We start from the raw sequence: 13,928 nt of genomic DNA, 5'->3' as shown, positions 1-13,928 counted from the left end.
CCCTACGAATTCAAACAGACGAGGCAAAATAAGAGGTTTTTCTTGCGAGCTGCACTTTTTCGGACCGCTCCCCGCTCAACCGCAGAGTATTGCGTCACCTTGCCCCTGAAAGTGGCTTTGACGTGCGTAAAGTTGGAGCTGGAAAGGATGCATCATGAGCAGCTCCGCAATTCGCCAACTTCCCGCCAACTACGTGCTCGATAGCTCCATCAATATTCAAAAAGACGATAAGACTAAAATTCAAGGCGGTTTCATTGCCATCGCACTAGTGGCTTTCGCTATTGCCTTGCTCTTCGACTTACCGATCAACTCGGGCTGGAACACCGCCTTAGTTGTTGTCGTGACCATTATTGCGGTCCTTATCTACCTCGCGCTCCACGAAGCGACACACGGAATCGTCGCGAAGTGGCTCACCAAAACTCCCTCCAGCTATAGCTTTTCCTTCCCATTCCTCCGTACCTCCAACGCAGGTTTCTTATCCCGAAAAGATCTCGCCGTGGTTGCGCTTGCTCCCGTAGTACTCTGGGGCATTGTTCTTCTCATGGCACTCCTTTTCGTGCCAGAGGACTTCCGGATGACCTTCTATATTCTGCTAGCCCTGAATTTCGCGGGTTCTTCCGGCGACTACATCGAGGCTTCCACCGCGTTGAAGCAACCGAAAAGCGCACTGATGCGGGACAACGGTAACGAGCTCGAGGTGTATCTCCCCGCCTAAGTGGCCCTACTGAGGGCTCCCTCTTTGTTAGGCAACCTAGTTGACTTGGAATGAAGAACCAAGAACTAGAACAGGGAGTTCACCATGGCAAATACTTCGGTAAACAAGCAAGTCACCTACAACTTTTCGGGCAAAGTCGCGTTGGTAACGGGTGCCGGATCCGGAATGGGTCTGGCCACGGCCCGCGCTTTCGCGGGGGCGGGTGCGGCGGTGGCGCTCGTCGATAAGCAAAAAAGCGCTGTGCAAGCTGTCGCCGACGAGCTGCGCGCGCAGGGCTACAGCGCCGTTGCTCTTGAGGCCGATGTGACGGACGAGGCGCAGGTTGCTGCGGCCGTCGAGGCTACCGTGCGCGAATTTGGGCGCATCGACATGGCGTTCAACAATGCCGGAATCATGAATACCCCGGTCGATGCGGCCGAGGAAACCGGCGAAGCTTACGACCAAGTGGTGGACATCAATTTGCGGGGTGTCTGGGCATCGACGAAGCACGAGCTGCGCTTCATGCGTGAACAAGGCGCGGGCACGATTGTGAATTGCTCCTCGCTGGGTGGTCTGCGTGGTGGGCCTGGGCGTGCTGCATATCACGCCTCTAAGCACGGCGTGATTGGTTACTCCAAGAGCGTGGCCGTGGAGTATGCCGCGCGCGGAATCCGCGTCAATGTCGTGTGCCCAGGCACGATTGAGACTCCGATGGTTGATCGAATGACCTCGTCTGGCGAGTTGGACACCGATGCGACGCTGGCCATTACCCCGATGGGGCGCTACGGCAAATCTGAGGAAATTGCGGAGGCCGTGCTGTGGCTGTGCAGCGATGCCGCAAGTTATGTCACCGGTGTGGCGCTGCCAGTCGATGGCGGATACGTGGCTTAAGTCGCCTAAGGAGCTATGTAAATGACACGCCCATACACAATTATCCACACCCACACTTCCATTGACGGCAACATTTTGTCCATGGACCTGCCCGAATTCGAAGCCGGCAGCGAACTCTACCAGGACATTGCGCTGCGCCCGGCAACGCAGCAATTCAATATAGATGCCTACCTCAACGGCAAGATTTCCACCGAGGACAACATCACCCATTACGGCACTCCTTCGCTGCGCTCCGACGCCCCCGCGGTCCCCACCGGTGATTTCCTCGCGCACCCCGACGCGCCCATGTATTACGTCTCGGTCGATCCGCGTGGCGAGCTGGCCTGGGAGTTCAATTCCTTCGGCTACGGCGGCGTGGATTCCCACGTGCTCGAAGTCCTTACCAATACCGCCAGCAACGCCTATAAGGACTTCCTGCGCCGTCTCGGTATTTCCTACATCATCGCAGGTGAGAGCGAGATTGATTACCAGCTCATGCTGGAAAAGCTGAGTGCCATGGGCATTAAAAGGCTCATGGTCGGCGGCGGTGGCACGATCAATTGGTCGTTTATGCAGCAAAGGCTTGTCGACGAAGTCAGCGTGGTCCTTTCGCCCATCGCCAACGGTGACCCGAACGCGGCCAGGTTCTTCACTGCACGGGAGCCCTACTCGCAGGTCGAAGATAGGGCCTTTGAGCTAACTTCCGTGGAGAACTTAGGCCACGGCGTGGTGTGGTTGCGCTACGTGCCGAAATAGTTTCCGGTCTCATCTCACGTTTCGCCTCGCCCAAACGTCTGCATAATGAAGGACGAGAGGTGAGAAACATGACATTTGTAAGACATACACAGGTGGAGTCCCCGCTTGGCCGGCTGACTGTGGTCGCGGAGGACGAAAACCTTGTCGGGCTTTACTTCCCCGAACATCGGTACCCCCCGAAGGATTCTGATGTTGGCCAGCGAGTAGACGTTGGATCAGATGAGACTTTGTCCACTGTTGAGAATCAACTACAAGAGTTCCTTGACCGAGAACGCCAAAAGTTTCATGTTCCTGTACAGACCCGCGGCGATGAATTCTCGCAAAAAGTCTGGACACTCCTGCGTGAGATCCCATACGGTGAAACTACTTCTTATGGCCAGCTCGCCGAGCGCTTAGGCAATAAAAGGCTTGCTCAGCGTGTGGGCCAGGCCGTCGGCCACAATCCCGTCAGCATCGTCATCCCCTGTCATCGAGTGCTCGGTGTCGATGGATCGTTGACCGGTTACGCGGGAGGATTGGAACGGAAAAGATACCTTTTGGAATTAGAGGAACCAACTGCGGCAGACAGTGGGAGACTTTTCTAGGGCTTATGAAACTGCCATTCGATCACGCTGTGGAACAACACGGGGCAACCGTGCTGCGCGTTTGCCGTGCCGTTTTAGGCCCCGGCGCGGATGCTGATGACGCCTGGTCGGAGACCTTTCTCTCAGCTCTAAAAGCGTGGCCGGAATTGCCAGAGGAAACGAATACGGAGGCATGGTTGGTACGTGTTGCTCGTCGTAAAGCAATCGATATCACGCGAGCGCGCGCTCGCCACGCGGTCCCCACCGACAAGCTTCCGGAGCAGGCTTCCACGGATCGAGCTCCGGGAGACAACGATGTGTGGTCAGAAGTAGCAGCGCTGCCCGAGCGGCAGCGGCTGGCCATCGCATACCACTACCTCGGCGGACTGCCCCACGCAGAAACAGCAGAACTCATCGGAGGCAGCGCAGATGCCGTGCGCCGCGCTACAGCCGACGGCATGAAGAAATTAAGGAAGTCCTACGATGGATAGCACCCAGTTCCCCATTGACTCTGCCACGTTGACCGAATTGAAAGCTCGGCTCGCCGTGGAGGCGCAGGAGCGTGGGCTCGTCGACGTGGCATACCGAACAATTGATACCCCGGTCGGGCCGCTACTACTAGCAGCTACCGACGCAGGCCTTGTTCGAGTCGCGTATGAGAAAGAAGATTTCAGTGCGGTGCTTGACTCATTGGCATCAAAGATCAGTCCCCGCATTCTTAAAGCACCAAGTCGTTTAGATACAGTCGCCAAAGAGATCGATGAATACTTCTCAGGCACACGGCTCACCTTCGACGTCCCCCTAGATTTTTCGATGTCCAGCGGATTTCGTCAAAGCGTGCAACGCTACCTGCCTCACATCGAATACGGCCACACGGAATCGTACAAAGAAGTCGCCGAGCACGTCGGCAACCCGAAAGCGTCTCGTGCCGTGGGTACCGCCTGTGCCACGAACCCACTTCCCGTTGTAGTTCCTTGCCACCGCGTGCTGCGCAGCGACGGCAGTCTTGGTGGCTATATCGGCGGGTTGGAGGCGAAAACCACTCTGTTGAACCTAGAGAATGCAGCATGAGCAGACAGGAGCAATCTTTGGACACACTATTCGACGATCTAACGGATCCCCCAGTACCCGAACTCCCAGAGGGAGCGAGTTACGTACCCCGGTGGCTCACGCTCGAACAACAAATCTGGATCGTCCGACGTTTCCATGAATGGACTGCTGGCCCAGTCCCGATTCGCTCGGCAAAAGTCCGGGGGCACGAAATGAGCGTGCGCACCGTCTGCCTCGGTTGGCATTGGCGCCCCTACGAGTACACACGCGAAGCCGTGGACGTCAACGGCAACCGAGTGCTGGATTTCCCGGATTGGATGGTGCGCCTCGGACGCAAAGCGCTCGTCGCTGCCACCGGCGACCCGCACTCCGGCGACGATTACACACCGGACACCGCCCTAGTGAATTACTACGATGACGCAGCCCGCATGGGGATGCACCAGGACAAAGACGAACGGTCGCTCGCACCAGTAGTGTCGCTTTCCATCGGAGACACCTGCAAGTTCAGATTCGGCAATACGGAGACCCGCACCAAGCCGTACCAAGATATTGATCTCGCATCGGGCGATTTGTTCGTCTTCGGCGGACCTTCCCGTCTGGCGTACCATGGCGTTCCAAAGATCTACCCAGGAACTTCTCCCGAGGGCTGCGGGCTAGATTCCGGACGGATCACAACATCACCATGCGCGTCACAGGACTGGAGGGGTAAGTAGTGGAAAGTACACCGAGCCAGGACAACCAACCAGACAACGGAATCGTCGTCGGCGAGGACGGTTTAGCCCGCCCACAGTGGGCCAGCACGGATCCCATGATGCGCGAATACTACGACGAAGAATGGGGCATGCCTGTCCGCGACGAGCAAGGTGTGTTCGAAAGGATCAGCCTCGAGGCATTCCAGGCAGGTCTGTCCTGGGCGACGATTCTGCGCAAGCGCCCCGCATTCCGTAGCGCCTTCGATGATTTCGACCCTGAAAAAGTCGCCCGCTACGGCGATGTCGAGTTCGCCAGCCTCATGGACAATGCAGGCATTGTGCGCAATCGAGCCAAGATCTTAGCGACGATTAACAATGCCAACGCCACTCTTCGCTTGCGCGATCATGGCGGCTTGGCCGAATTCGTTTGGTCCTTTCAACCTGACGAAACTCCAGTTCCGCGGACAATCGCAGAGATTCCCACGAAGTCGCCTGAATCCCTCGCATTGTCTAAAGCACTGCGGAAGGAAGGCTTTTCATTCGTCGGGCCGACAACAATGTATGCGCTGATGGAGGCCATCGGCCTCGTGGATACCCACTTGATTGACTCACACCGGCGCGGATCCTCGGGAATCTGGCCTGCCTGAGACCCCAGTGACGGCGGTGTGCCGGTTGCTGGAAAACCCATCGCATCCATTTTCGAGCAACCGGGATGGAAGCAAGCCACCAACTGAGCTAATGCCCCTGACCAGTTCTGGTTTACTCCGATTTGTTTCAAAGTCCAATTTCCCTGTTCAGTAACACATTCCTTGGGAGGGATAGAAATATCCTAGGATAATTTCTTCCGCTGCATGTCATGGTGATCGAATCCTACGATCGGGATCATAAAGGGCATCCGACGTAGACGTATCGGAGCCAATTGGAGTGGATAGGAGAATGCCATGACTAACACGACTGACACAATGCGCGCCATCATCGGCGGACGTGGCCCTGACTTTGAAATCGCGGAGGTAGAAGTGCCTCAGCCGGGCCCAGGTGAGGTCTTGATCAAGAACTTCGCCTCGGCAACCAACAATGCCGATCTCCCTTCGCTGGAAAGCGCTGACCCCACCAACGGTGGTAGCGGCCAAGAATACATCGCAGGTTACGAGTACGCGGGCGAAATCGCAGCCGTCGGCGAGAACGCTGGCAATTGGAAAGTTGGCGACCCAGTGATGGGCACCTTCCCATCTGCATGGGCTGAATACCTAGTGGCGGATCACCGTTTCGTACTCATGCGTCCGGAAAACCTCGCGCCCGAGGTTGCCTGTGCGCTGCCAACTGCGCTGCTCACTGAGTTCGGCGCTCTGCGTATTGGCGGGTTCAAGAAAGGTCAAACCGTATTGTCCACTGGTGGGTCGACGAGTATCGGCATGATTGGCTTGCAGATCCTGAAGACTCTCGGTGCTTCGCAGATCATCGCAACAACCCGCAGCGTAGAGAAGAAAGAGCTGCTGACCAAGCTCGGCGCTGACACGGTCATTGTCACCGACGAAAACAATGACCTCACCCAGGCCGTACTTGATATCACCGATGATAAAGGCGTCGAGCTCGTCCTCGACCACGTCGCTGGCAACACCTTCGCTGCTTGTCTCCCGGCAACGGCCATCGACGGACATGTAGTCAACATCGGGCGCGTGGCAGGTCCCGCTTCGACCATCGATCTGGACGCACTATCTTTCCGCCACCTCACAATTCACGGCGTGTCCTTCGGTTTCTCCCGCGATTGGGAAACCGTCCCCATCCTCGAAGCGCTAAATGGAGAGGTAATGCCAGCCGTAGCTGAAGGGAAAATAGCTCCCATCATCGATTCGACATTCGCTATCAACGACCTCGACCAGGCTACCGAGCGTCTGCGATCCAATGAGGCCGTGGGCAAAATCGTTATCACTTTCGCATAAGACAAAACAATCAGCACAAAACAATCAGCAGGAGCAAGAAGATGGAAAAACTAGTTGAAGGCCAAACCGCAGTCATCACCGGTGCAAGCAAAGGAATCGGTAAGGCTACGGCAGAACTATTCGCCCGCGAGGGTGCAAACGTCGTCCTCACCGCCCGCCACCAAGAGGACCTGGATGCCGTCGTTGAAGCCATCACGGCTGCTGGCGGTAAGGCTATTGGTGTGGTCGCGGACTCCGCCGATCCAAAGGCCCCGAAAGAGGTCTTTGCCAAGGCGATCGAGAAATTCGGCCAGGTGGACATCATGGTAAACAACGCAGGCTACGGCGACATGTTTTCCATTGAGGAGACCACCGATGACCACTTTGAAATGGTCAATCAGATCAACTTTGCGGGTGTGTTCCGCTACTGTCGCGAGGCAGTCCAGCACTTCATACCGCGTGGCAAAGGCACTATTGTAAACGTGTCATCCGTCAATGGCGAGCTACCCATCTGCGGTGTTGCCTACACCTCAACTAAAGGTGCAGTGAACACGATGACGAAAAATATCGCCATCCGTTTCTCTGGCACCGACATCCGCTGTAATGCAGTTGCACCTGGTATCACCGATACTCCAATGTCCCAGGCTTGGGCCGCTGGCGAACTCGCCGGTGGTGACAAGATGCTGAAGTACTCTGACATCTATACAAATACTGAGGTGGCATCGACCCAGCCTGAGGACCAAGCGAATGCCATTCTCTTCCTAGCCAGCGACATGAGCCGCGGTATAACTGGCCGCGTGCTCACCGTCGATAATGGCGCCTTCATGTAATCCACCCTTGAAGGAGACACACTTATGATTATCGGAGTCATCGGTGCAGGTTCCCTAGGCAGTTCGGTCGGACGCGCTCTTTCGGAGGGCGGCCACGAGGTGATCTTCTCCTCCAGACACCCTGCCCGTCTGCGCCCACTCGCGGGAATCCGCGTGGCCACCGTCGAGGAAGCAGCTGAGCAGGCCGATGTGCTTTTGTTGTCCACCCCGTACCGCGCGCTGCCAAGCGTGGCACGCACACTCAATCCGTACATCACTGGCAAGGTGATCATCGATGCAACAAACCCCAACCCTTCCGACTACGACGATCTCTCAGAAACTTCTCGGCGCGACGGTATGGGAGTGACCACCCAGCGCTACCTGCCAGAGGCTCGTGTGGTGCGCGCTTTTAGTTCAATTAACGCGTGGAACGTGGTGTCGAGTCGCAATGATGCCCAGCCGCTTGGTGTCCCCGTCGCTGGTGACGATAAAGAGGCGGTAGCACTCGTCGAAAAGCTAGTGCGCGACGCTGGCTGCGCACCTGTAACCACGGGTGATCTTGAATCGGGTCGGATCTTCGAGTGGGGCAATCCGGGCTGCTTGGTGAATACCAACGAGGCTGGATTGCGTCGAGCAATGGGGAAGTAATCGAGCGATCCGCCGAGGTAGCGCCACTAAACCACTACTCCCCAGAAAAGAGAGTCTCCGCAGTCCATTCTTCTGCTGGCTGGGTGTGCAACTGCCAGTAGGTCTCGGCGATGGTGTCTGGGTCGAACGCGGTGCCTGGCGCAATCGCACCGTGCACGGTCACACTCGTGGCGTGCACGTTGTGCGGAGCAAGCTCGGCGTGCAAAATGGCCGACGTCGCAAGCACGCCAGCCTTACCAATGGACAGGGTTGCATACTCGGGGCTCGGATGGTGCCCGAAACCGCCACCGGTGATGATGAAGGTGCCGCGCCCCGCCTCAACCATTGCCGGCGAGAGCACTTGAGCTGCGGCGATGGCACCGAGGACGTCCGTGTTGTAAGCAGCTGCCTGCTCTGCCAGCGGAGTTTCTAGGATCCGGTTGGGCACGAATTTTGCTACGTTGTACACCACCACTCCTGGTGCGCGGTGTTGCGCATAGCGTTGCAGCTCGGCCTCGAAGCCCGAGATGTTGGCGGCATCAACTTGCAGAGTGTCACCGTCTGCGCCCATATCGGTGAGCTCGGCAACAATAGGATCCAGGTTCTTCGGTGTGCGTGCCGCGAGAGTGACGGCGAAACCCTCTCGAGCGAAGCGCTTGGCTATAGACGCTCCGAGACCGGGGCCGGCACCGATGACAAGCAAACGGTTCGAATCAAGTTCTGGCATGAGTGAGCTTCCTTTCAAGTTCGTTCCCGCAGGCACTACTGTGCTCGCCGGATTCAACCAGGATACTCGCGTATCGGCACAGTGAGATCGCTAAACCACGAGCACCTGGCCGGCGTACTCAGCGACATTGATCGCGTAAGTTCGCGACTGGTTATAGGTGGTCACAGCGGCATTCCACCCATTGTCGGAAGTTACATCGCGCTCCTCGCCGCAGAGGTAGGAAGCCGCGGTGAGTACCGCGTCGTCGATATTTTGCGGGTCCGTCACCCCGTCGAGGTTGCCGTCGCGCCCCTCGAGCTGCCACGTACTCGGGATGAATTGCATGGGGCCCACAGCGCGGTCGTATTCCTTATCGCCGTCGAGCACGCCACCGTCGGTATCGGCAATTTCCGCAACGCCCTCACTCCCGTCGAGGGGCACACCAATAATCGCGGGGCTGACCTGCCCGCGCTCGTCGATACTTGCTCCGCCGAAAGAACCATGAATCGATTCCACCTGGCCGATACCGGCGAGCGTATTCCAGCCGATCCCGCATTTCGGCTGCTCATCGGCGATGCGCAAGGCCGCGCCCGCGTACGCTGCAAGGGCGCGCTCGGGGATTCCGCTTGTCGACGAGGTCTCGGCCAACCACTCAGGATCAGCGAGCTGCGCAATCGGCGTTTGTGCATTGGTGTCGGCGGCCGGTTCTGCCTGGCTTTGCTCAGGTGCTGTTGGGTAGCCCTGCTTGACGTAGTCAGGCTCCTTGGAGGAGCAACTAGCAAGCACGAGGCTGGTTGTAAGTATCGCGGCTAATGTTGTGCGTTTGGCTGAAATGAGCTTTCCTTTCGCGGCTTCAAGGCAGGTGGTGACCTGCGGCCTTCACCAACCCGTACCACTCGCCACGGGTCAGCGGGATGTCCGAGCCTGCCACTGAATCAACGACGCGGTGTGGGGTTGTAGTTCCCAAAACAACCTGAATTCCTGCTGGGTGCCGCGTAATCCAGGCAACGGCAATCGCCATCGGAGTGACATCGTACTTTTCTGCCAGGCGGTTCAGCTCGGCGTTGAGCTCGGGATATTCGGGAGAATCGAAAAACACGCCTGTGTGGTCGCCCGCCTGGAACGGCGACCAGGCCTGCACGGTAATCTTGTTGATCCGGCAGTAGTCGATGAGTCCGCCACCGTCGCGGGTGATGGAATCGTCGACACCCGCAATATTCGAGGCGAGACCCTGCGCAATCAACGTGGAGTGCGTGATGGATAGCTGCACTTGGTTGGCCACGATCGGCTGTGTGACTGCTGTTTTCAGCAGGTCGATTTGGCGCGGGGTGTGATTGGACACGCCGAATGCGCGGACCTTGCCGGCGGACTCTAGCTCGTCGAAGGCGCGGGCGACCTCTTCGGGTTCAACGAGGGCATCGGGGCGGTGCAGCAACAACACGTCGATGTAATCGGTGTTCAAGGCCTGCAGGGACACGTCGACGGAAGCGATGATGTGCTCATATGAGTGGTCGTAACTCCAGGGATCTAGCACGATGCCGGTCTTGGTCTGTAGAGTGATCTGCTCGCGTTCGCTGGAGCTCAAGTGCAGGGCTTCGGCGAATCTGCGCTCACACCAGTGCCTTCCACCTGGATGATTGAACCCGTACAGGTCGGCGTGGTCGAAGAAGGTGATGCCGGACTCCCGGGCTACTTGGTAGAGCTCGCGGATTTCGTCGTCGGTCTTATCTGCGATGCGCATCATTCCTGCGACGATGTTGGGCACCTGGGTGCCGGTGGTTCCAAGGGGGACGGTTTTCATGGCGGCCAGTGTAATCCAGAGAAAGAACAAAGAAACCGCCTCCCACGCAATGTGGAAGGCGGTTCATACTGTGGAGCATAGGAGAATCGAACTCCTGACATCCTGCTTGCAAAGCAGGTGCTCTACCAACTGAGCTAATGCCCCGTGCAGGAATTCACATTACTCCCACACCCTGCCAAGAGAAAAATCGCCCCACAACCAGCACGAACTACTCCTCGTGCAGGCCCTTCATGGCCACCTTCGTGAAGTCGTCGAGGGCCTGCTCGGCTCGCTCGAGTTCGGCGCGCGCGGTTTCTTGCTCGGCAGGCGGGTCGTAGTCGCGGGCCGCAATCTTCTCAAACCAGGACTGGTAGCGCGCCAGGTCAGCCTCCGACTCCTCTACCTCTTCATAGGTGGCTCTGCCCTGTTCCAGCTCCTCGTCGAGTTCGGCGAAGAAGCCTTGAATGCGAGTAAGTAGTTCCTGGTATTCGTCGGCACGCGCTGCTTGTAGCTCGGCCACAACCTCGGCCTCCTCGCCGGGCTCGGTGAAGCGGAAGGACAGCACCCGGGCGCTGCCGCCTTCGTCTTGGACCTTGGCCGCGAGCGTGCGGATCCCGCGAGTGGTTTTCTGCGTCGCCGGGATCAGGCAGGTGGATTGCTGGATATATAGGGCGCCGAGCGCTTTGAGTTTGCGCCACACCGTCACGCGCAGGGAGGCTGGCGCGCCTGCCGTGGAGATCGCAATCAATAGCCATTCCCGTGGTTCACTCATGCCTTGAGCCTACTTCGTCACTGAGCCTCGCCAACGTTGCACCCCAATGTTACGCTTGTAACAAAACCACGTAACTAGGGAGATTGAGATGGCCGAAACCATCAGCACGTGGCACGGAGTCGACGCCGACGAAGCGCTCGCCGGACTGGGCTCCCGCGCCACAGGCCTAACCACCCAAGAGGCCACCGCCGCCCTCGAGAAGGCGGGACCGAACCAACTCAAACCACCGAAAAAGAAGTCCTTCTGGCACGAACTTCTAGAAGAATTCACCGAACCGCTCCAATTGCTGCTCATTGTGGTGGCCATTTTGTCGTTCATTTTCGGCGAAATGATCGACGGCATTGCGATTTTGGTGGTGATCATCCTAAGCGTGCTCGTCGAAACGCTCTCCGAAATGCGCTCGCACAAAGCCATCAATGCGCTCGCCACCCTCACGGCGGCGCGAGCGCATGTGCTTCGCGACGATTCCCCCGTGGAAATTCCCGCCACCGAAGTCGTTCCCGGCGACATTCTTGTGCTTGAGGCCGGCGACATTATCGCCGCCGATGCGCGTGTGCTCGAGGCGACCGGCCTACGCATCAACGAATCGACGCTGACCGGCGAGCCCGCCACCAGCGTCAAGGGCGCCGAATCAGTGGCCGGGGACACCGCCCTAGCGGAGCGCTCCAGCATGGTCTACTCCGGCACCTCGGTCGCCTCGGGCACCGGGCGCGCAGTGGTTGTAGCCACCGGCAAAAACACCGAGGTCGGCCAGCTGGGCACGATGGTCTCCAACGAGAAGCCACCCGCCACTCCCCTGCAAAAAACTACTCGTGACCTGGCAAAATACGTTCTGATCCTGGCAATCATTGTCTCCGTGGCGGTACCGATTATCGGCCTACTCATGGGTCAACCGTGGCAGCAAATGGTCCTGACAGGCCTGACGCTGGCATTTGCCACCATCCCCGAAGAACTGCCCATCCTGGTCACCGTGCTGCTGGCCATCGGCGGCATGATGCTCTCGCGCAAGGGCGCGCTGCTGCGTCGCCTGGGTGCCGGCGAAACGCTCGGCTCCATTACCCACCTTGTCACCGACAAGACCGGCACACTCACTCACAACAAGATGGACGTTCGCGAAGTGCGTGGCGACGAAGCCACCGTCCTGGCCACCGCCCTCATCGCCCAAGGAGGCGAGGATCCCACCTCGTCAGAGCCGATGGACCACGCTGTCGCCGAACATGCCCGCAAGGTGGTCCCCGAGACCGTTTTGGAGAATATCGCAGCAGGTCACACGGTTGCCGAATGGCCTTTTACCTCAGAGCGTCGCCGTGTCGCCCGCGTTTTCACCGACTCCTCAGGGGCCGCAAACATCACCATTATGGGAGCGCCGGAAGCAGTTATCGCGCTTGATAGCGAGGGCGGCCACTGGCAATCGGAGGCAGCCGATCTGGGCGCTAAGGGCTACCGAGTTCTGGCAGTCGCCTCTCGTCCATTGAGCAAAGAAGAGCTTTCAGGAGAGCTGGTCGTTGAAGATCTCGAGACCGGTGCCACCGTCTTCGGTCTCGTCGGGTTCGAGGATCCGCTGCGCGAAGAGGTCCCCGATGCCGTGGCAAGTCTGCGTTCGGCGGGGATCTCCACCCTTGTGGTCACAGGCGACAACCCCGTCACGGGCCGGGCCATTGCGTCGTCGGCAAGCATCCCTGAAGGCCCCACACTGACTGGCGGCCACCTTGCTGAGGTGGGCGATAACCAGCTTGTCAACGGCACCGTGGTTGGTCGCTCCACCCCTGCCGACAAGCTCACCATCGTGCGCAGGCTCCAAGCACAGGGCTACCGCGTGGCCGTAACCGGCGACGGTGTCAACGATGCTCCCGCGCTGGCTGCCGCCGACGTTGGCATCGCGATGGGCGAGAAAGGCACCGACCTGGCGCGCCAGACCGCTGATGTGGTGCTGACCAACGACTCCTTTGCCACGATCGTGGAAGCTATCAAGTCCGGTCGCAACGTGGGCACGCAGCTGCGCCGAGCAATCGCGTTTTACTTAGGCGCCAAGGTGGCTCTGGTACTGATCACTCTGATTGCGCTGCTGATGGGATACCCGGCGCCATTCAGCCCGGCACAGATCGTGCTGATTGAACTGTTCATGGATATCGGCGCCTCCATTGCCTTTGTCTACGAGCCTGCCTCCGAGCGTTCCATGCACCAACCACCGAGGGATCCGGCGGCGCATTTCGTCGATAAGCCTCTTGTAACTGCCCTTGTGGGCAGTGGCCTGGCGCTTCTGGTTGCGGCGCTGCCAGCGTATTTGATTGTGCATACGCACTCTAGCGACGAGTTGATCGCGCGCAGTGCCGCCCTCTTTGCCTGGCTGGCCTCGCACGCGCTGATTGCCTGGACCTTGCGCGCGGAACCTGGCCTGTCGTGGAAGGCGAACCCATGGTTCCCGGCATGGGCGATTGCTGCGATCTTGACCGCCGTGGTGCTGTGTATGACCCCGGCTGCCTCCCTGATTGGGCTGGTAGCGATGCCATTCACCGCAGCGCGTGTGGCCATTGGTGCTGCTGTGGCCGGCGTGCTGGTGGCGCTTGTGCTGCGGCCGCTGACCACGCATAAGAATACTTTGTAGATTCAGTGATATTAGTCGCAGCTCTTGCGTACTCTCAGGCTTGATGAGTACTTTTTTGTAGCTTCATCCGACCAAGGCGGCGACC

The 13,928-nt window shown here is 58.5% G+C and carries 15 protein-coding genes, 1 tRNA gene and 1 pseudogene; 12 read left to right on the top strand and 5 right to left on the bottom strand.

Going from position 1 to position 13,928, the window contains the following annotated elements; genetic code table 11:
- Nucleotides 1-154: 154 nt before the first annotated feature.
- The 11 genes and pseudogenes from ACXZ66_RS00245 (at nt 155) to ACXZ66_RS00195 (ending at nt 8,001) form a co-directional block, all read left to right on the top strand.
- On the top strand, nt 155-715 hold the full coding sequence (locus ACXZ66_RS00245) for a DUF3267 domain-containing protein (RefSeq protein ID WP_458749644.1): 561 nt from the start codon (nt 155-157) through the stop codon (nt 713-715).
- 84 nt (nt 716-799) lie between these two features.
- A complete protein-coding gene (locus tag ACXZ66_RS00240) occupies nt 800-1,585 on the top strand; it encodes an SDR family NAD(P)-dependent oxidoreductase (RefSeq protein ID WP_458749643.1) in 786 nt (261 codons plus the stop codon).
- A 21-nt stretch (nt 1,586-1,606) separates the two neighbouring features.
- The gene (locus ACXZ66_RS00235; protein WP_458749641.1) at nt 1,607-2,320 is read left to right on the top strand and encodes a dihydrofolate reductase family protein; all 714 of its coding nucleotides are present in this window, start codon (nt 1,607-1,609) and stop codon (nt 2,318-2,320) included.
- Nucleotides 2,321-2,388: 68 nt separating this feature from the next.
- Complete coding sequence (locus ACXZ66_RS00230) at nt 2,389-2,904, top strand: methylated-DNA--[protein]-cysteine S-methyltransferase (protein ID WP_458749640.1); 516 nt, start codon at nt 2,389-2,391, stop codon at nt 2,902-2,904.
- A gap of 5 nt (nt 2,905-2,909) precedes the next feature.
- Nucleotides 2,910-3,374, top strand: a complete 465-nt coding sequence (locus ACXZ66_RS00225) for an RNA polymerase sigma factor (protein WP_458749639.1) — start codon at nt 2,910-2,912, stop codon at nt 3,372-3,374.
- A complete protein-coding gene (locus tag ACXZ66_RS00220) occupies nt 3,367-3,954 on the top strand; it encodes a methylated-DNA--[protein]-cysteine S-methyltransferase (RefSeq protein WP_458749638.1) in 588 nt (195 codons plus the stop codon). Before ACXZ66_RS00225 ends, ACXZ66_RS00220 begins: the two co-directional genes overlap by 8 nt.
- Nucleotides 3,951-4,642: pseudogene (locus ACXZ66_RS00215) on the top strand (alpha-ketoglutarate-dependent dioxygenase AlkB family protein). The gene ACXZ66_RS00220 and the pseudogene ACXZ66_RS00215 overlap by 4 nt, the downstream one beginning before the upstream one ends.
- A gap of 3 nt (nt 4,643-4,645) precedes the next feature.
- Complete coding sequence (locus ACXZ66_RS00210) at nt 4,646-5,272, top strand: DNA-3-methyladenine glycosylase I (protein ID WP_458749637.1); 627 nt, start codon at nt 4,646-4,648, stop codon at nt 5,270-5,272.
- 294 nt (nt 5,273-5,566) lie between these two features.
- Nucleotides 5,567-6,565 (top strand): quinone oxidoreductase family protein, encoded by a 999-nt coding sequence (locus ACXZ66_RS00205; RefSeq protein WP_458749636.1) that lies wholly within the window; start codon nt 5,567-5,569, stop codon nt 6,563-6,565.
- A 41-nt stretch (nt 6,566-6,606) separates the two neighbouring features.
- The gene (locus tag ACXZ66_RS00200) at nt 6,607-7,374 is read left to right on the top strand and encodes an SDR family NAD(P)-dependent oxidoreductase (protein ID WP_458749635.1); all 768 of its coding nucleotides are present in this window, start codon (nt 6,607-6,609) and stop codon (nt 7,372-7,374) included.
- A gap of 24 nt (nt 7,375-7,398) precedes the next feature.
- Entirely contained in the window at nt 7,399-8,001 is a 603-nt protein-coding gene (locus ACXZ66_RS00195; protein ID WP_458749633.1) for an NADPH-dependent F420 reductase, read from the top strand.
- Nucleotides 8,002-8,035: 34 nt separating this feature from the next.
- On the opposite strand, the gene ACXZ66_RS00190 is transcribed toward ACXZ66_RS00195, so the two are convergent.
- The 5 genes from ACXZ66_RS00190 to ACXZ66_RS00170 form a co-directional block, all read right to left on the bottom strand.
- Nucleotides 8,036-8,707 (bottom strand): SDR family NAD(P)-dependent oxidoreductase, encoded by a 672-nt coding sequence (locus ACXZ66_RS00190; protein WP_458749632.1) that lies wholly within the window; start codon nt 8,705-8,707, stop codon nt 8,036-8,038.
- A gap of 90 nt (nt 8,708-8,797) precedes the next feature.
- Nucleotides 8,798-9,472 carry a lytic transglycosylase domain-containing protein gene (locus tag ACXZ66_RS00185; protein ID WP_458749630.1) on the bottom strand — a complete coding sequence of 225 codons (675 nt, stop codon included), beginning with the start codon at nt 9,470-9,472 and terminating at the stop codon, nt 8,798-8,800.
- Nucleotides 9,473-9,539: 67 nt separating this feature from the next.
- A complete protein-coding gene (locus ACXZ66_RS00180; protein ID WP_458749629.1) occupies nt 9,540-10,487 on the bottom strand; it encodes an aldo/keto reductase in 948 nt (315 codons plus the stop codon).
- 71 nt (nt 10,488-10,558) lie between these two features.
- Nucleotides 10,559-10,631 (bottom strand) — tRNA-Ala (locus ACXZ66_RS00175).
- Nucleotides 10,632-10,695: 64 nt separating this feature from the next.
- Entirely contained in the window at nt 10,696-11,238 is a 543-nt protein-coding gene (locus tag ACXZ66_RS00170; RefSeq protein WP_458749627.1) for a Chromate resistance protein ChrB, read from the bottom strand.
- Nucleotides 11,239-11,326: 88 nt separating this feature from the next.
- Between ACXZ66_RS00170 and ACXZ66_RS00165 the strand changes: the two genes are divergently transcribed.
- A complete protein-coding gene (locus tag ACXZ66_RS00165) occupies nt 11,327-13,843 on the top strand; it encodes a cation-translocating P-type ATPase (RefSeq protein WP_458749625.1) in 2,517 nt (838 codons plus the stop codon).
- Nucleotides 13,844-13,928 lie beyond the last annotated feature (85 nt).

The organism is Corynebacterium sp. S7 (genome assembly GCF_054401105.1).
Note: the sequence above shows the minus strand (reverse complement) of the source record. Positions and strands in the feature narration are given on the sequence as shown.